The following is a 16211-nucleotide window of genomic DNA, read 5'->3' on the forward strand; positions in this document are numbered from 1 at the left end:
GTTGTTTAATTGCTCTTGTAAAGCTCCTGGGTGGCCATGAAGGACTGCATCTCCTCATAGGTCTTGAAGAAGTGGTGCTTCTCGTCGTCGCCCAGCGTGTAGTAGAAGTAGTTGGTATCTTCCGGCTCCAGTGCCGCCTTGATGGCCTCCAATCCCGGGTTGGCAATAGGTCCGGGGGGAAGTCCCTTGTACTTGTAGGTGTTGTAGGGAGAGTCAATCTCCTTGTCCGCCGCAGTGGGCACCTTGCCGCCGTTGATATAGGCGAGGGTGGCGTCGATCTGCAGGTAGCCTGCGGTGCTGGCGCTGGGGTTGTTGAGACGGTTATAGATGACGGAGGCGATCTTGCCCCGATCCGTGCCGTCGGTCTCGCGCTCGATCATGGAGGCGATGGTGAGGATCTCCTGAATGGTGTAGCCGCTGTCAGCCACCTGCTGGCGCAGCTCTTCGGTGTACTTGGCATCGAAGTTTACCAGCATCTTGTTGATGGCGTAGACAGGATCGTGGGGGGTGTAGAAGTTGTAGGTGTCCGGATAGAGGAAGCCCTCCAGCCGTGTGGCCTCGCCCAGGGGGATGTCCTGGAGGAAGGAGAAGGCATAGTCGTGATTGGCCGCAGCCTCGTTGAGATCCTCCACGGTGGAGACGCCGTTGTCCTCCAGCAGCTGGAAGATCTGAGCCAGCGTGTAGCCCTCCGGGATAGTAATGGTTACCTCGGCCCGGGAGGAGGAGTAAATGCTCATACCGGAGAGCAGTGCCCGGTAATCCATGTCTGTGTTCAAGGTATAGGTGCCCATGGTTACCTTGTCCTTGCCGTGGGTGAAGGTGGCAAAGAGCTTGAAGAGCAGCTTGTACTCAATGAGGCCCTCATCCTCCAGACGGTTCACCACATCGTTGAAGGTGTCGTCGCTGGAAATGGTAAAGACCACTTCTTTTTCCGGCTTGTTCAGGGCCAGCACGTCATTGGCGGCAATCCAGCCGATGCAGGCCAGGAGAATAGAGACACCGATTACGCCGATCACGTACATGGCCGCAAAGCCCATGCTGCTTCGGGTGGAGCGGCGGCGGGAGCGGCGCTGAGGCCGGGGAGAGGACGAATCGGATGTCGGACGGGTTCTTCGTTCCTGTGGCATAGGGTCAGCTCCTAATAAAGTTTCTTGGCTCTGTCACCGGGGACAGGGGGAAGCCATAGAATGAGACAGAATCGCGGGACAGCGCGTCCCGTAAATCTGAAATGAGGTGCATGTATATGTGTTGTGGAAGTAATAACGGATTTGGCGGCTGCAGCTGCCTGTGGATCATTCTGATCATCATCCTGCTGTGCTGCTGCTGCGGCAACGGCAACAGCTTCAGCGGCAACGGCGGCTGCGGCTGCGGAAACGGCTGCGGCCGGGACAACAACTGCGGCTGCGACGACAACTGCTGCTGCTGATTACACAGCGGGCAAGGGCGGGGCTTCGGCCCCGCCTTTTCCTGCCCTCAGGAGAGGGACAGGCACTCCAGCTCCGTGATCAGCGTGTCCACCTTGGTGTCGTGGGGCTCGGTGGGGACATGGTCCTGAAGAATGCAGCTGCGGCACAGGCCCACCCGGTCGCCGGAGAAGTGCTCCAGCCAGCGGTCGTAGTACCCGCCGCCGAAGCCCAGACGGTAGCCCTGGCGGTCATAGCATACCGCGGGCACCAGGATGAGGTCAATCTCCTCCCGGGTAATGAGGGGACAATCCTCTCCGGGCTCCTGAATGCCGAAGGCAACACTGTGCATGGGGATGGCGGGGTCATAGAGGCGGACCTCCATCTGATGCTCGGGCAGCATCCGGGGCAGACCCACCCGCTTTCCCCGGGCGGTCAGCTCCTGCACCAGACGGCCGGTCTCCGGCTCCCGTCCGGGGATGCCCCAGAAGGCGAAAATGGTGTTGGCCTTCTCCACCTGGGGCAGAGCCAGGAAGCGGGCAAACATGGCGTCGTCCTCACGGCGCAGCTGCTCGGCCTCCAGCGCGGTCAGCTGAGCCCGCACCTGGCGGCGTAACTCTTTTTTCTCCTGATCAGGCGTGAATGGCATGACGCACCTCCTGAGCTTTCCGCTCGCCGGCCAGCTGCTCGATGAGCGCCAGACCGAATTCCACCGCGGAGCCGGCAGCCTGGCCCGTGGTCAGCAGACCGTCCCGGACCACCCGGGCCCCCTCGGGGACCTGAGCACCGGTGAGCTGTTCCTCCAGACCGGGATAGCACACCGCCTTCTTACCCTTCAAAAGGCCCATGGAGCCCAGCAGGGTGGGGGCGGCGCAGATGGCGGAGACAGGAATCTCCCGGTCCACCGCTTCCTGAATCAGGGAGGACACAGCGGGGTGGGCAGACAGGTTGCGTACCCCGTGGGCGCCGCCGGGCAGCACCAGCATGGACACCTGGGTCAGATTCACCTTGGCCAGCTCCATGTCTGCCGCCACGGTGATGCCGTGCCCGCCGGTGACCTGCTCCCCCTCCAGGGAGGTGAGGGCTACGGGAATTCCCGCCCGGCGCAGCAGGTCGGCGGGGATGAGAGCCTCCATTTCCTCGAAACCGGGGGCGAGAAGAATGTGTACCATAAAAAGACCTCCTTACCAGAGCGGCTTCACAGCAGAGAAGCCGTCAGCGTCCAGATCTCCTGATGAATTTCCTCAATGGAGCGCAGACTGCCCTGGCTGTCCACACAGGGGACCACCTTCCAGTTCAGCAGCTGGGCGGCCTGCAGCGCGCAGTCCCGGCAGGCGGCCAGATAGCCCGTGTCCAGCTCGTGGATGTCGGCGCTGGTGTGGGTGCTGGCCTCCCGGCTGCGGAGCAGCTGCACCGCCTGAGCGGTGGGCATGTCCAGATAGAGGACCAAATCGGGCCGGGGCAGGCCCATTTTGTTGTGTTCAAAGTCGTCCAGCCAGCGCAGGAAGTCCCCCCGATCCTCAGGGGCACACTTTACCGCCTGGTGGACGGCGTTGGAGGTGGTGTACCGGTCGGTGAGCACCAGTCCTCCTTTTTCGTAGTAGTCCCCCCACACCTTTTTTAACGAGGCGTACCGGTCCACCGCGTAGAAGGCGGAGGCGGCATAGGGGTTGACATCGGCGGGATGGGTTCCGAACTCACCGCCCAGATACATGCGGATGAGGGCGGAGGAGGGCTGGTCATACTGGGGGAAGACCAGCTTCTGATAGCTGCGGCCCATGTCATCCAACCGGGCGCACAGGCGGGCAAACTGGGTGGATTTCCCCGAGCCGTCGGTGCCCTCAAAGACAATGAGACGTCCGGGCATTACCCTTCGCCTCCCTGCTTTTTGCTCCGCACCCGGGCACCGGCGGCTTTCACCAGCACCAGAGGCAGTCTGGCCATGCGGCCGATGCGGCGGGGCTCCTTTTTCAGGCGGTAGGCCCACTCCAGCCCCAGCTTCTGCCAGGCCTCGGGGGCCCGCTCCACATTGCCGGCAAAGACGTCCAGACAGCCGCCCAGGCCGATGGCCAGCCGCGCGCCGGTATGGGCGCCCCAGCGGGCCATCCACTTCTCCTGCTTGGGCGCGCCCAAACAGACGAAGAGCAGGTCCGGCCGGGCCGCGGCCACCTGCAGCAGTACGTCCTGCTCGTCCTGGAAATAGCCGTCCCGGGTGCCGCACAGCACAATGTTGGGGTAGCGCTCCAGAATGCGCGCCCCGGCCTTTTCGGCCACGCCGGGCTTGGCGCCCAGGAGGTACAGCCGTCCGCCCATCTCGTTGAGGCAGGCCAGCATGTCCTCGGCAAACTCCACGCCGGGTACCCGCTCCTTCAGAGGTGTACCCAAAATCTTGGCGGAGTAGACCACCCCGATGCCGTCGGGCAGCACCAGGTCGGCCTTGTTCAGAATGTCACGAAAGACCGGGTCCTTCTCGCAGGCGAGAATGAACTCGGGATTGGGGGTGACCACATAGTGAAATTTGTCCTCGGCCAGCAGCTCGGCGCCCCGCTGGGCGGCCTCCTGCTGGGTGAGGTTATCAAACTGGATACCCAGAATTTCTGTTTTCATTCGTTCCTCCATGGATGAAACTGACGTGGAGAAAGGCAAGGCGCTCCACGACTTATACATTCTACCACGTAATACCAGAAAAGTCTATGAAATTTCCATGAAGGTTTTGTTCTGCACACCCGTTTGGGCAGAAAAAAGCGGGCCGGGCGGCCCGCTGTCCGCAAAAGACGCTGTCATAAAAGTCAGGAACTTCTGACGTTCTGCCGACAGATTCTTTTGGGGAACTGGGGTGCCCGGCCCGCTGCCGTCTGAGACGAATCAGCAGGAATATACAATCCCGGTGGCGGGAAGGTTACTTCATGCCGTTCTCGTAGGCCTCGATCATCTTCTTGACCATCTGGCCGCCCACAGAACCGGCCTGCTTGCTGGTCAGGTCGCCGTTGTAGCCCTGCTTCAGGTTGACGCCCACCTCGCTGGCGGCCTCCATCTTGAACTGATTCATAGCATCGCGAGCGCTGGGAACCACAGTCTTCTTATTGCTGGACATAGTTGTCTCTCCTTTTCCGTTTTACTTGTTTTTTAGATTTTTCTTTTTTGTTTGGATGGAACATCCGAGCATAGCTTTGCCCGCGGAACGGTTTCTATACTTCGCGTGTCCTGCCTGTTTTTGCTAGTCTGCTGCTGACAGGAACGGCTCACATTATAAAAAAGCCGCCTGTTTGACACACAGGCGGCAGGACGGTAAGAAAAGGAGAGACAAGCTCTCATCCGGTGTCCTTGACGGTGGGAAGGGGAACATGATATAGTGGGAAAACTGTGTGGGCCCCTTCAAAATGGCCTGAGCCCGCTTACCGGCGCTTCAGCCGGCGGTTTTGGGGCTGATCCTCCTTGGATTTGGGGTGCAGAACCCGATAAAAGAGGAAGATGACCCCGCAGAGAATCACCGCGGCCAGGAGCAGTGCCAGAGCGTCCACCAGAGGCGAACCGGTGGTGTCCGTGACCGGGGTGGAGGCGGAGCTGCCCTCGGCGAAGACGGGCAGAATGAACAGGGCAGGCACGGCGCAGGAGAGCGCCCGAAGCAGGAACGTTTTCATAAAAAATCCTTTCTGAAGGGGGCATGCCCCTTTGGGTGTGGATGGGAGAGACAATTTGACTATACCACAGTTTTCCCCTCCCTGCAACGAAGTATGGGCGGAAACTGGATGAAAAACAGAAAAGGAGGAAAGGATATGCTGCTGGAAATCTGTGTGGACAGCGTGGAGTCGGCCAAGGCCGCGGCGGAGAACGGGGCGGACCGGCTGGAGCTGTGCGGCGATCTGATGGTGGGGGGCGTAAGCCCCAGCCCCTTTCTGATCGAGGCGGTGCAGAAGCTGGATATTCCGGTGAATGTGCTGCTGCGTCCCCGCTTCGGAGACTTTTGCTACACCCGGTGGGAGCGGGAGATCCTGCTGCGGGAGGTGGAGCAGTGCCGGAAGCTGGGAGTCAACGGCGTGGTGCTGGGGGCGCTGGAGCCGGAGGGACGGCTGGACCGGGAGCTGCTGTCCCAGCTCATCGCCGCTGCCGGACCGCTCCATAAAACCCTCCACCGGGCCTTTGACCTGTGCTGGGATGCGTCTGAGGGGCTGGAGGACGCGGTGGAACTGGGCTTTGACACCATTCTCACCTCCGGCCAGGCGGCGTCTGCCCCCCAGGGCGCGGAGCTGCTGGCCAGCCTGAACCGGCAGGCCGCCGGACGGCTGACCATTCTGGCGGGCAGCGGGGTCAAGAGCACCAATCTGGAGGAGCTGGCCCGCCGGACGGGAGTGCGGGCGTTCCACATGTCGGCCCGGCGGGGAGAGGACAGCCCCATGCGTTTCCGACGCTCCGGAGTCCCCATGGGTCTGCCCCTGGCTGGGGAGTACGAGCGCTTCTACACCGACCCGCTGGAGGTAAAAAATGCCAGACGAGTACTGGATCAGCTGGAAAACGCCCTAATTTACGGGTAAATGTAAACAAAAAATGAACGGCTGATTTGTGAACCTAACCGAATTATTTATTTCGCAGAAAATCCATTGACATAACCTTAAAATTTCTATAATATTTGGACAGAAGCTTGGATTGTTACCGCGCAAGCGGGCAAAACCGGGACTCACGACATACACCATGTCCTGCCGAGGACTGCTCAGCGGGTATTTTTGCGGTGTAAACTGTGGGGCCTGGTTTTTTCTTTTCCTGTTCGGAAATGGAGAGCGGCCATGGGAGAGGGGAGAGAGTCAATGAGCTTTCAGGTGTTGAAGACCATCAACAACAATGTGGTCAGCTGCCAGGATGAACATGGCTGTGAATACATCGCCATGGGACGGGGGCTGGGCTTTGGCATCAAGGCGGGACAGACCATTGAGCGGGAGCAGGCGGAAAAGATGTTCCGCATCACCGGCCGGGACAACATGGAGCGGCTGAGCAATCTCTTTGCCAGTCTGCCCCACGACCAGGTGGAGTTCTGTACGGAGCTCATTGAGTATGCCTCCAAGGCGCTGGACCGGAAGCTGAATGAGAGCATTTTCTATACGCTCAGCGACCATGTCTGCTTTGCCATCCAGCGCATCAAAAACGGCATGTCCTTTACCAACGCCCTGCACACTGAGGTGCGGCTCTTTTACCCCAAGGAGTACGCCGTGGGCTGCTACGCCCTGGCGGAGATTCAGCGGCGGTTTCAGGTGGAGCTGCCTGAGGATGAGGCGGCCTCCATTGCCCTGCATCTGCTGAACGCGGAGTACGAAAATTCCCTGGGTATCACCATGCAGGTGACCCAGGCGCTGGGGGAGATGCTCCATGTGCTGGAGCATCATCCGGCCTTCCAGACGGATCGCAGCTCCCTCTACTTTGACGAGCTGATTGTCCACCTGAAGTTTCTGGCGCTGGACCAGTTTTCCCCCCAGTGTCCCACTTCCGGGGAGAGCCACTTTGCCCAGCTGATTTCCAGGGCCTTTCCCGAGGACTTCCGCCTGGCGGGCATTGTGACGCAGCCCCTGGAAAAGGCCAGCGGAAGAGCGCTGACGCCGGAACAGCTGGCCTATCTGACTGTAAATCTGCACCGGATTCACCGGGCTTAATGATGAAGAAAAGAGGACTCAAGTATATGGGATTTTTTGACAAGCTGTTTGGAAAGCAAGAGGAGAAGATTGAGATTGCCGCCCCTGTGGCGGGAGAGGCCGTTCCTGTCACTGAGGTGAACGACCCCACCTTCAGCGAGGAGATTCTGGGCAAGGGCATCGCCATCCGGCCCACCGGCAACGAGGTGGTGGCCCCCTGTGACGGCACCATCGAGATGATGTTCGACACCGGCCACGCCGTCAGCCTCACCAGCAGCCAGGGTGCCGAGGTGCTCATCCACATCGGTCTGGAGACCGTGTCCCTGAAGGGCAAGCACTACACCACCCACGCCGCCAACGGCGACCAGGTCAAGAAGGGGCAGCTGCTCATCTCCTTTGACCGGGATGCCATTGCGGCCGACGGGTATGACACCATCACTCCCATCGTCATCTGCAATTCGGACAGCTTTGCCCAGGTGGAGTGCCACACCGGGGCGGTGAAGGCCGGTGACACGGTCCTCACATTGAGCAAATAAGGGCAGCGGATCTGGAAGGGAGCATCAGAATCATGATTGTCGGCAACGGACGGCCGGTATTTTCCGGCATTGCCATTGGCCGGGCCTATGTGTATAAGAAAGGGCTGGCTACGCTGCCCGCCTCCTGCGGTGACGCGGCGGCCGAGCAGCAGAAGTTTGAGCAGGCAAAGCAGACCGCTCTGGAGCAGCTGCAGACCCTGATGGAAGAGACCGCTGAGCGCCTGGGCGAAGAACAGGCCATGATCCTGGACGTGCAGATGATGATGCTGGACGATCAGGACTATCTGGACAGCATTGCGGCTATGATTCAGAACGGAGCCAGCGCCGCCGAGGCGGTCAAGGAGACGGGGGATACCTTCTCCGCCGCCTTCGCCGCCATGGACGACGCCTATATGCAGGCCCGTGCGGTGGACGTGCGGGACGTGTCCAGCCGTGTGGTGACCATCCTGTGCGGCGGCCGGGTAGGCTTTGCCATGGAGGAGCCGGGCATCCTCATCGCCGAGGACCTGACCCCCTCCGAGACGGTGCAGATGCCCAAGGACAAGATCCTGGCCTTTGTCACCCGCCAGGGTTCCTCCAACAGCCACACCGCCATCCTGGCCCGGATTATGGGAATTCCCTCTCTGGTGAAGACCCAGATCAATCTGGACGATGCGGTGGACGGCCATCAGATGATTGTGGACGGCTTTGACGGCCGGTATTATATCGACCCGGACGAGGAAGTGGTCCGGCTGATGCAGGAGAAGAAGCACACCGCCGACGAGCACCAGCGCCAGCTGGAGGCCTACCGGGGCAAGGAGAGCGTCACCCGGGGCGGTCAGAAGGTGAAGCTCTTTGCCAACATCGGCAATCCATCCGACGTGGAGCACGTGCTCAAGGGGGACGCCGAGGGCGTGGGCCTTCTGCGCAGCGAGTTCCTCTACCTGGGCCGGGACAGCTATCCCACCGAGGATGAGCTTTATAACGCCTACCGCAAGGTGGTGGAGGGCCTCCAGGGCCGCCGGGTGGTCATCCGTACCCTGGACATCGGCGCCGACAAGCAGGCGGACTACTTCCAGCTGGACAAGGAGGAGAATCCCGCCCTTGGCCTGCGCGGCATCCGCATCTGCATCCGCCGCCCCGAGGTGTTCCGCACCCAGATGCGGGCCATCTACCGGGCCAGTGCCCTGGGCCCTGTGAGCGTCATGTTCCCCATGATCGCCTCCGTGTGGGAGGTGCGCAAGGTCAAGGAGATGTGCCAGGCCATCCGGGACGAGATGGCCAAGGAGGGCATCCCCATGGGCGAGGTGGAGCACGGCATTATGATTGAGACCCCCGCCGCCGCCCTGGTCAGCGAGCAGCTGGCCGCCGAGGTGGACTTCTTCAGTGTGGGCACCAACGATTTGACCCAGTACACCCTGGCGGTGGACCGGCAGAACCCCTCTCTGGATGGGTTCTACGACCCCTATCACCCCGCGCTGCTGCGGCTTCTGCGCCTGGTGGCGGAGAACGCCCACAAGGCCGGCATCTGGTGCGGCATCTGCGGAGAGCTGGGTGGCGATCTCACCATGACCGAGACCTTCCTGGACATGGGCTACGACGAGCTGTCTGTCTCGCCCACCCGTGTGCTGGAATTGCGGAAAAAAGTTTGTGAAAGTGAGGTATCTCCCAAATGAAGACAATTTCCTATGTGATTCAGGATCCTCTGGGACTTCACGCCCGGCCCGCCGGCCAGCTGGCCAAGGCTGCCATGGCGTGGAAGGACTGTGACATCAAGATCACGGCCAACGACAAGACCGTGGACGCCAAGCGCATTATGGGCGTCATGCAGCTGGGGGCCAAGGGCGGCAACACCCTGACCCTGACCATCTCCGGCGGCGAGGAGGACAAGGCCGCGGCCGCTCTGGAGGAATTCCTAAAGGCCAACCTGTAACTTTGCTTTTTTCATTCTTTTGGGACTCTCGGACCGCTGTGGGCGGCGGTCCGTACATCAGAACGGAAGGAATGTCCTCCACGGCGGTATTCAGGAGGATGTTCCGGATGTTCCCGTAAGTGTTTTGATTTTTGTGAGGGAGGAAAATCTATATGATGCGTTTCTTTCAGCGTTTAGGTAAATCCCTGATGCTGCCGGTGGCATGTCTGCCTATCGGCGGTATCCTGATGGGTATCGGCTACTGGATCGACCCCGCCGGCTGGGGCGCCAACAACCTGGCGGCTCTGCTGCTCATCAAGGCCGGCGGCATTCTCATTGACAACATGGCTATCCTCTTCGCCCTGGGCGTTGCCATCGGCATGTCCAAGGACCAGGAGGGTACCTCCGCTCTGGCGGCCATCATTTCCTGGCTGACCGTCCAGACCATGCTGGGTGTTGGCGTGGTGCAGCTTATTATGGGCGTGGAAGCCGATGCGGTTCCCGCTGCGTTCAGCAAGATTAACAACCAATTCATCGGTATCCTCTGCGGTCTGATCGCCGCCTGGTGCTACAACAAGTTCCACAAGACCAACATGCCGGACTTCCTGGGCTTCTTTGCAGGCCGTCGGTTTGTGCCCATCATGACTGTGGTGGTTACCCTGATCATCTGCATCCCCCTGTACTTTGTCTGGCCCGTGGTTTACAGCTTCCTGGTTGGTGTTGGTGAGGCTATCCTGGGTATGGGGGCCATCGGCGCCGGTATCTACGGCTTCCTGAACCGTCTGCTCATCCCTGTCGGCCTGCACCACGCTCTGAACAGCGTGTTCTGGTTTGACGTGGCCAACATCTCCGACATCGGCAAGTTCTGGGGCACCACTCCCGGCGGTGTTATGGGCCAGACCGGTATGTATCAGGCCGGCTTCTTCCCCGTCATGATGTTCGGTCTGCCCGGCGCTGCCCTGGCTATGTACCACACTGCCAAGCCCGCCAAGAAGAAGATCGCCGGCGGCATCCTGCTGTCCGCCGCTCTGTGTGCCTTCTTCACCGGCGTCACCGAGCCCCTGGAGTTCTCCTTCATGTTCCTGGCTCCCGGCCTGTACTTCGCTCACGCTGTGCTGACCGGCATCTCCGTGGCTGTTGTGGCCGCTCTGCCCGTCCGTGCCGGCTTCCAGTTCAGCGCCGGTTTCGTGGACTGGTTCCTGTCCTTTAAGGCTCCCTTCGCCATGAACCCCATCCTGCTCATTCCCATCGGCCTGGCCTTCTTCGTCATCTACTATGTGGTGTTCCGCATCATGATCGTGAAGCTGAACCTGAAGACCCCCGGCCGTGAGGACGACGACACCGCCGCCGAGATGAACATCGAGCTCAGCTCCGGCGACTATGCCGCCATGGCTAAGGCTATCCTGGAGGGCGTGGGCGGCGCCGAGAACGTGACCAGCGTGGACAACTGCATCACCCGTCTGCGTCTGGAGGTCAAGGACCGCCTGCTGGTGGACGAGAAGAAGCTGAAGGCCTCCGGTGCTGCCGGCGTGGTCCGTCCGGGCAAGACCTCTGTCCAGGTCATCATTGGCCCCAAGGTCCAGTTCGTGGCCGACGAGTTCAAGAAGCTGGTTCACTAAGCCTGACGGCTTCTCCAGTCCCAAAAAGAAATTTTGTTTTCCTGGAAAACGCTTCTCCCGCCCTGCGGCCCACAGCAGGGCGGGAGCTTTTTTGCCCATTGACATTCCGGTATCCCCTTGTTATACTGAGAAAAATTGCAATCATCTCCGCGCCCACGCCCGACGTCCCCGCGGAGATCAGGCAGAACACAGGTAAACGGGTTCCCAAAGGAACCCGTTTTTTCTGTTCTTTTTGCCGGAAAAGGAGAGAGTGCTGTGGCAGAGAGAGAGAATATGTTGGGCACCATGCCGGTGGGACGGCTGGTGCTCCAGATGTCCTGGCCGGTGATGCTGTCCATGCTGATGCAGGCCATTTATAATCTGGTAGACAGCGTCTATGTGGCCCAGGTGGGAGATGACGCCTTCCTGGCCCTGTCCTACGCCTATCCCATCCAAACCCTGATGGTGGCGTTTTGTACCGGTACCGGAGTGGCCTTCAGTGCGGCCCTGGCCCAGCGCCTGGGGGAGAAGAAAATGGAGGAGGCCGGGCAGACGGTGCTGCATGGCTTCCTGTTTTACGGCGGGTGCTGGGTGCTGTTCCTGCTCTTCGGTGTGCTGGCCAGCGGCCTTTATATGGACCTGTGTACCCAGAACCCACAGGTGGCGGAGATGGGCAGGGAGTACCTCTTTATCTGCTGCTGCCTCTCCTTTGGTATCTGCACTCAGTTCCCCTGTGAGCGGGTGCTGCAGTCCACGGGGCACCCCTCCGGATTTATGATTGTTCAGGGCTCGGGGGCGCTGATCAACCTGGTGCTGGACCCCATCTTGATTTTTGTCTTTGACATGGGTGTACCCGGAGCGGCGGTGGCCACGGTCATCGGACAAATCAGCGGCGGAATCATCGGGCTGTGCCTGGTGCGCCGCATCCGTAACCAGCTTCCGGTGAACCCCAAGACCTTCCACTTCCAGAAAAGTCTGGCTCAGGAAATGGGCAGGGTGGCCGCGCCAGCCATTGTGATGCAGTCCATGAGCAGTCTGATGTCCATGGGAATGAACGGGATTCTGAACCTGTGGTCAGAGACCGCTGTGTGGGTGCTGGGTGTCTACTTCAAGGTGCAGTCCTTTGTGTTCATGCCCATGTTCAGCATCAACAACGGACTCATTGCCATTCTCAGCTATAATTACGGCGCAAAGAGCCGCAGCCGGGTTTCCGGAGCCATCCGCTTCGGCATTCTGGCTTCCCTAATCACGGCCCTAGTGGGGCTGGTACTTTTGTGGGTGTGTGCAGCGCCGCTGCTGACCGTTGCCTTTAACGCCGGAGAGACTGCCCTGGCGCTGGGGGTGCCCGCCCTGCGTATGACAGCCCTGGCTTTTCCTGTGGCCGCGGTGAGCATTGCCTGCTCTGCTGCGTTCCAGTCCCTGGGACGCAGTGTGGACTCCCTGATTGTCACGCTGCTGCGGCAGCTGGTTCTGCTGCTGCCCATTGCCTTCCTGCTGGTGCGTACCATTCCCGACTATACCTTCCTGTCCTTCCTGCTGGCGGAGCTTGGGGCCTGTGTGGTGGCCCTGGTGCTGTTTGCCCGGCTGTACCGCACTACCATCTCCCACATTTGAGACATGAAAAAAGCCCTGACACAAACCTGTGTCAGGGCTTTTTTGATTTGCAGGGAATTACATGAGCTTCACGGTGTAGTAGACCAGCAGAGCAAACAGCCAAGCCACCATCACAAAAATCAGATAGTAGGCAGTGCTGCTGGCCAGGAGACCTACCACAACAGCGGCCAGGCTGGCCAGACAGCTGACCAGGATGATGGGGTAGGCGGCGTTCTTGGAGAGAATCCGCACAGAGGAGCCATCCGCCCGGTGAACCAGTCCATCATGCTTCTTCAGCCAAAGGGTGGCAGCGCCAACCAGAACGATACCGGCCAGTGCAATGACCGTTTCCGGCAGAGCGCCTGCACCGTAGCGGATGAACCAGAGGCCCAGAATGGACAGTCCCACTGCCACGGCGGACAGGAAGAAGTCCCGGTGGTAGAGGTAGTAGACCAGAGCCAGACCGGCCCAAGCGGGAACCAGCAAAAACAGCATCCGCATGCCGGACTGCTGGAAGGAAAAGGCCACATGGGAGCAGACGGCGACAGCGCCGAAGGCCAGGGTCAACACGGCAGGCAGGCCGGCCTTTCCGCCCTTGCGGAAACGGAGGACGGCCCAGACGAGGCAGGCCACCGCCGCAACGGCACCCGCGATCCGGAATACGCGCAGTCCGGTGCTCAGTGCGGAGGCTACGGCCCATTCCGTGACGCGGAAGTTGATATAGTAGCGATTGACAAGCAGCAGCAGCACCTCGAGAATAATGGCGCCGCCCACCCACAGCAAAGCGCGGTTGAGAGCGATATCCTCCTGATGCCGGCGTGCTTCTCTCTGCTTTTTATCCATTCGTTTTCAATCTCCTTGCTCTTGGGCTTCCGAGATCCGACAGCAGGCAAATGGGAACACCTGCGGTCCAGACATTTTATTATTGTACCAGATAGAGCTATTTTTTGCAACACCTAAAAGGAAAAACCGGGGGTAAGAAAAACCGGCTTCTCCAGACAGGAGAAGCCGGTGAGCATGAGCTTGGGTCAGTTGCTGCTGCCGAATTCGTTGAAGAAGCGATCGTGAACCGCCTGAACAGCGCGGTCCGCGTCTCGCTCGTCCACCAGGACGGAGACCTTAATCTCACTGGTGGAGATCATGTTGATGTTGATTCCGGCGGCGGACAGGGCCTCGAACATCTTGCAGGCCACGCCGGCGTTGTGGGCCATGCCGGCGCCCACGATGGAGACCTTGGCGATCTGCTTGTTGAGCTCCACGGTCTGGAAGCCGATGGCCTCCTTGTTCTCCTCCATGATGGCCTTGGCCTCGTCGGCGTCGCTGCGGGCGACGGTGAAGCTGATGTCCTTGCTCTCGTCACGGCCGATGGACTGCAGGATGATGTCCACGTTGATGTCCTTCTTGGCCAGCAGAGAGAAAATCTTAAAGGCGATGCCGGGCTGGTCGGCCAGGCCCACCAGAGCAAGACGGGCTACATTCTTATCCTTGGCTACGCCGCTGACATGGGTTTTTTCCATGGTTTTTACAACCTCCTTGACTTTGGTACCGGGATTTCCGCTGAAGCTGGAGAGAACCTCCATATTGACATTGTAGCGCTTGGCCATTTCCACCGAGCGGTTGTGGAGCACCTGGGCACCCAGGCTGGCCAGCTCCAGCATCTCGTCGAAGGTGATTTCGTCCAGCTTGCGGGCGCCCTTGACGGTGCGGGGGTCGGCGGTGTAGACGCCGTCCACATCGGTGTAGATCTGGCACAGGTCGGCCCGGAGGGCGGCGGCCAGAGCGACGGCGGAGGTGTCCGAGCCGCCGCGGCCCAGGGTGGTGATGTCATCGTACTTGTTGATGCCCTGGAAGCCGGCCACCAGTACGATCTTCTTCTTGTCCAGCTCCTTCTGGATGCGCTCGGTGCGGATGCGCTTGATGCGGGCGCTGCTGTAAACGGAGTTGGTGAGCATGCCGGCCTGCCAGCCGGTGAGGGAGATGGCCTGGAAACCCATGCTCTCAATGCACATCGCGCACAGGGAGATGGAGATCTGCTCGCCGGTGGACAGGAGCATATCCATTTCGCGCTTGGAGGCGTTGGGGTTAATTTCCTTGGCCTTCTCGATGAGGTCGTCGGTGGTGTCTCCCTGAGCGGAGAGCACAGCCACCACGCTGTTGCCCTTCTGATAGGTTTCGGTGATGATGCGGGCTACGTTGCGGATTTTGTCCGCGTCGGCGACGGAGGAGCCGCCGAATTTCTGAACAATCAGTGCCATGTATGTCGTTCCCCCTAAAGGTCAAAATCATAAGGTTGATGCGGGAGAAAGGATCTCCCCTGCATCCTATGCCGCAGGCCCCTGCGGGGCCAGCCGCTTTACTCCAGCACCCGGAACAGGGAGCTGACCGCCATGCCCTTGAGGCAGTCCCGAATCTGGGGATAGGTCATCTGTCCGGTGAGGAAGGCGGCCTCTCCGGCGGGAGCGCCCGCACGGGCCAGAGGCTGAATCTCGCCGCAGGCCAGCCGGGCCTGGTCCATGGAGGCGTTGGCGCGGACGTACCAGCGGGAGGAGAGAATGTCGGGCGAGACCACCAGGTCGGGAGCGCCCGGGCCCCAGGCGTTGTGCCGGTCCTTCTTCAGGTCCTTGGCAATATCAATGACGTCAGCCACCACAGCGGAGGCGGTGGGCAGCTTACCGGCGCCCCGGCCATAGAACATCACGTCGCCGATGGCGTTGCCGGTGACGGCGATGGCGTTAAACACGTCCTCCACACCGGCCAGAGGATTCTCGTCAGAGACCAGGTGGGGGGCCACGAAGGCGCACACCTTGCCTTCAGGCTCGCGGATGCAGCGGCCCAGCAGCTTAATCTTGTAGCCCTTGGAGTCGGCGTAAGCCACATCCTCCAGGGTGACGTTGCGGATACCCTCGGTGGGCACCTGCTGGGGATAGACGTGCTGGCCGAAGGCCAGGGCAGCCAGGATGCAGATCTTGCGGCAGGCGTCGTGGCCGTCCACATCGGCGGTGGGGTCCTTTTCGGCGTAGCCGTTCTCCTGGGCCTCCTTCAGGGCCTGCTCAAAGGTGAGGCCGGCCTTGATCATCCGGGTCAGGATATAGTTGGTGGTGCCGTTGAGAATGCCGGTAATCTGGGTCAGCTCGTTGGCGGCCAGGCAGGAGGTGAGGGGGCGGAGAATGGGAATGCCGCCGCCCACGCTGGCCTCAAAGAGGTAGCTCACACCGTTTTCCCGGGCCAGCTGGAGCAGGTCGTAGCCGTGGGTGGCCACCAGTTCCTTGTTGGAGGTGACCACGCTCTTGCCCGCCTTGAGTGCCCGGGTGGTGAAGTCCAGAGCAATGGTGGCGCCGCCGATGGTCTCCACCACGATGTTCACCTCGGGGTCCTGCTCGATGACGGAGAAGTCCTTCACAAAGCAGTCGGCGTAGGGGCTGTCGGGAAAGTCCCGTACATCCAGAATATATTTCAGCCGGACCAGATCGTCCACCCGCTGGTCGATCAGGCCGCCGTTTTTAGTCAGCACCTCGGCCACGCCGGAGCCAACGGTGCCAAAACCTAAGATTGCTACGTTAACCATTCTAGTT

At 60.4% G+C, this 16211-nt stretch carries 18 protein-coding genes; 8 read left to right on the top strand and 10 right to left on the bottom strand.

Features of this window, described 5'->3' with window-relative positions:
- Positions 1-5: 5 nt before the first annotated feature.
- A complete protein-coding gene (gene mltG, locus AC3YUO_RS05015) occupies positions 6-1127 on the bottom strand; it encodes an endolytic transglycosylase MltG (protein ID WP_489961944.1) in 1122 nt (373 codons plus the stop codon).
- A gap of 110 nt (positions 1128-1237) precedes the next feature.
- Between mltG and AC3YUO_RS05020 the strand changes: the two genes are divergently transcribed.
- Complete coding sequence (locus AC3YUO_RS05020) at positions 1238-1426, top strand: hypothetical protein (RefSeq protein ID WP_489961945.1); 189 nt, start codon at positions 1238-1240, stop codon at positions 1424-1426.
- A gap of 47 nt (positions 1427-1473) precedes the next feature.
- Here AC3YUO_RS05020 and AC3YUO_RS05025 read toward each other — a convergent pair whose 3' ends face one another.
- The 6 genes from AC3YUO_RS05025 to AC3YUO_RS05050 form a co-directional block, all read right to left on the bottom strand.
- Positions 1474-2052 carry a 5-formyltetrahydrofolate cyclo-ligase gene (locus AC3YUO_RS05025; RefSeq protein WP_489961946.1) on the bottom strand — a complete coding sequence of 193 codons (579 nt, stop codon included), beginning with the start codon at positions 2050-2052 and terminating at the stop codon, positions 1474-1476.
- Positions 2036-2575, bottom strand: coding sequence for a DJ-1 family glyoxalase III (locus AC3YUO_RS05030; RefSeq protein WP_489961947.1), 540 nt, complete (start codon positions 2573-2575; stop codon positions 2036-2038). Before AC3YUO_RS05030 ends, AC3YUO_RS05025 begins: the two co-directional genes overlap by 17 nt.
- A 26-nt stretch (positions 2576-2601) precedes the next feature.
- On the bottom strand, positions 2602-3270 hold the full coding sequence (locus tag AC3YUO_RS05035; RefSeq protein WP_489961948.1) for a dTMP kinase: 669 nt from the start codon (positions 3268-3270) through the stop codon (positions 2602-2604).
- Complete coding sequence (locus AC3YUO_RS05040; protein ID WP_489961949.1) at positions 3270-4010, bottom strand: WecB/TagA/CpsF family glycosyltransferase; 741 nt, start codon at positions 4008-4010, stop codon at positions 3270-3272. The genes AC3YUO_RS05035 and AC3YUO_RS05040 overlap by 1 nt, the downstream gene beginning before the upstream one ends.
- A gap of 292 nt (positions 4011-4302) precedes the next feature.
- The gene (locus AC3YUO_RS05045) at positions 4303-4497 is read right to left on the bottom strand and encodes an alpha/beta-type small acid-soluble spore protein (RefSeq protein ID WP_489961950.1); all 195 of its coding nucleotides are present in this window, start codon (positions 4495-4497) and stop codon (positions 4303-4305) included.
- Between the two features lie 301 nt (positions 4498-4798).
- Positions 4799-5044 (bottom strand): hypothetical protein, encoded by a 246-nt coding sequence (locus AC3YUO_RS05050; RefSeq protein WP_489961951.1) that lies wholly within the window; start codon positions 5042-5044, stop codon positions 4799-4801.
- Positions 5045-5179: 135 nt separating this feature from the next.
- Here AC3YUO_RS05050 and AC3YUO_RS05055 point away from each other — a divergent pair, with 135 nt between their 5' ends.
- The 7 genes from AC3YUO_RS05055 to AC3YUO_RS05085 all read left to right on the top strand — a co-directional run bounded on the left by AC3YUO_RS05055 (position 5180) and on the right by AC3YUO_RS05085 (position 12660).
- Positions 5180-5935, top strand: coding sequence for a copper homeostasis protein CutC (locus AC3YUO_RS05055; RefSeq protein ID WP_489961952.1), 756 nt, complete (start codon positions 5180-5182; stop codon positions 5933-5935).
- 270 nt (positions 5936-6205) lie between these two features.
- Entirely contained in the window at positions 6206-7042 is an 837-nt protein-coding gene (locus AC3YUO_RS05060) for a PRD domain-containing protein (protein WP_489961953.1), read from the top strand.
- The gene (locus AC3YUO_RS05065; protein WP_489961954.1) at positions 7042-7557 is read left to right on the top strand and encodes a PTS sugar transporter subunit IIA; all 516 of its coding nucleotides are present in this window, start codon (positions 7042-7044) and stop codon (positions 7555-7557) included. Before AC3YUO_RS05060 ends, AC3YUO_RS05065 begins: the two co-directional genes overlap by 1 nt.
- A gap of 32 nt (positions 7558-7589) precedes the next feature.
- Positions 7590-9212, top strand: a complete 1623-nt coding sequence (gene ptsP / locus AC3YUO_RS05070; protein WP_489961955.1) for a phosphoenolpyruvate--protein phosphotransferase — start codon at positions 7590-7592, stop codon at positions 9210-9212.
- The gene (locus AC3YUO_RS05075; protein WP_489961956.1) at positions 9209-9469 is read left to right on the top strand and encodes an HPr family phosphocarrier protein; all 261 of its coding nucleotides are present in this window, start codon (positions 9209-9211) and stop codon (positions 9467-9469) included. The genes ptsP and AC3YUO_RS05075 overlap by 4 nt, the downstream gene beginning before the upstream one ends.
- A 152-nt stretch (positions 9470-9621) precedes the next feature.
- Positions 9622-11067: an N-acetylglucosamine-specific PTS transporter subunit IIBC gene (gene nagE / locus AC3YUO_RS05080; protein ID WP_489961957.1), complete on the top strand. Its 1446-nt coding sequence runs from the start codon at positions 9622-9624 to the stop codon at positions 11065-11067.
- Positions 11068-11322: 255 nt separating this feature from the next.
- Positions 11323-12660: an MATE family efflux transporter gene (locus AC3YUO_RS05085; protein ID WP_489961958.1), complete on the top strand. Its 1338-nt coding sequence runs from the start codon at positions 11323-11325 to the stop codon at positions 12658-12660.
- Positions 12661-12717: 57 nt separating this feature from the next.
- Here AC3YUO_RS05085 and AC3YUO_RS05090 read toward each other — a convergent pair whose 3' ends face one another.
- The 3 genes from AC3YUO_RS05090 to AC3YUO_RS05100 form a co-directional block, all read right to left on the bottom strand.
- Positions 12718-13482 carry a hypothetical protein gene (locus AC3YUO_RS05090; protein WP_489961959.1) on the bottom strand — a complete coding sequence of 255 codons (765 nt, stop codon included), beginning with the start codon at positions 13480-13482 and terminating at the stop codon, positions 12718-12720.
- A gap of 185 nt (positions 13483-13667) precedes the next feature.
- Complete coding sequence (locus AC3YUO_RS05095; RefSeq protein ID WP_489961960.1) at positions 13668-14894, bottom strand: aspartate kinase; 1227 nt, start codon at positions 14892-14894, stop codon at positions 13668-13670.
- Positions 14895-14992: 98 nt separating this feature from the next.
- Positions 14993-16204, bottom strand: coding sequence for a homoserine dehydrogenase (locus AC3YUO_RS05100; RefSeq protein WP_489961961.1), 1212 nt, complete (start codon positions 16202-16204; stop codon positions 14993-14995).
- Between the last annotated feature and the right edge of the window lie 7 nt (positions 16205-16211).

It is taken from the genome of Pseudoflavonifractor sp. HNCC25GI2, assembly GCF_058136395.1.

Excerpts from the sequence above, each read along its gene's own strand:
- mltG (WP_489961944.1), bottom strand. The coding sequence starts at position 1,127 with ATGCCACAGGAACGAAGAACCCGTCCGACATCCGATTCGTCCTCTCCC.
- AC3YUO_RS05020 (WP_489961945.1), top strand. The coding sequence starts at position 1,238 with ATGTATATGTGTTGTGGAAGTAATAACGGATTTGGCGGCTGCAGCTGC.
- AC3YUO_RS05025 (WP_489961946.1), bottom strand. The coding sequence starts at position 2,052 with ATGCCATTCACGCCTGATCAGGAGAAAAAAGAGTTACGCCGCCAGGTG.
- AC3YUO_RS05030 (WP_489961947.1), bottom strand. The coding sequence starts at position 2,575 with ATGGTACACATTCTTCTCGCCCCCGGTTTCGAGGAAATGGAGGCTCTC.
- AC3YUO_RS05035 (WP_489961948.1), bottom strand. The coding sequence starts at position 3,270 with ATGCCCGGACGTCTCATTGTCTTTGAGGGCACCGACGGCTCGGGGAAA.
- AC3YUO_RS05040 (WP_489961949.1), bottom strand. The coding sequence starts at position 4,010 with ATGAAAACAGAAATTCTGGGTATCCAGTTTGATAACCTCACCCAGCAG.
- AC3YUO_RS05045 (WP_489961950.1), bottom strand. The coding sequence starts at position 4,497 with ATGTCCAGCAATAAGAAGACTGTGGTTCCCAGCGCTCGCGATGCTATG.
- AC3YUO_RS05050 (WP_489961951.1), bottom strand. The coding sequence starts at position 5,044 with ATGAAAACGTTCCTGCTTCGGGCGCTCTCCTGCGCCGTGCCTGCCCTG.
- AC3YUO_RS05055 (WP_489961952.1), top strand. The coding sequence starts at position 5,180 with ATGCTGCTGGAAATCTGTGTGGACAGCGTGGAGTCGGCCAAGGCCGCG.
- AC3YUO_RS05060 (WP_489961953.1), top strand. The coding sequence starts at position 6,206 with ATGAGCTTTCAGGTGTTGAAGACCATCAACAACAATGTGGTCAGCTGC.
- AC3YUO_RS05065 (WP_489961954.1), top strand. The coding sequence starts at position 7,042 with ATGATGAAGAAAAGAGGACTCAAGTATATGGGATTTTTTGACAAGCTG.
- ptsP (WP_489961955.1), top strand. The coding sequence starts at position 7,590 with ATGATTGTCGGCAACGGACGGCCGGTATTTTCCGGCATTGCCATTGGC.
- AC3YUO_RS05075 (WP_489961956.1), top strand. The coding sequence starts at position 9,209 with ATGAAGACAATTTCCTATGTGATTCAGGATCCTCTGGGACTTCACGCC.
- nagE (WP_489961957.1), top strand. The coding sequence starts at position 9,622 with ATGATGCGTTTCTTTCAGCGTTTAGGTAAATCCCTGATGCTGCCGGTG.
- AC3YUO_RS05090 (WP_489961959.1), bottom strand. The coding sequence starts at position 13,482 with ATGGATAAAAAGCAGAGAGAAGCACGCCGGCATCAGGAGGATATCGCT.
- AC3YUO_RS05095 (WP_489961960.1), bottom strand. The coding sequence starts at position 14,894 with ATGGCACTGATTGTTCAGAAATTCGGCGGCTCCTCCGTCGCCGACGCG.
- AC3YUO_RS05100 (WP_489961961.1), bottom strand. The coding sequence starts at position 16,204 with ATGGTTAACGTAGCAATCTTAGGTTTTGGCACCGTTGGCTCCGGCGTG.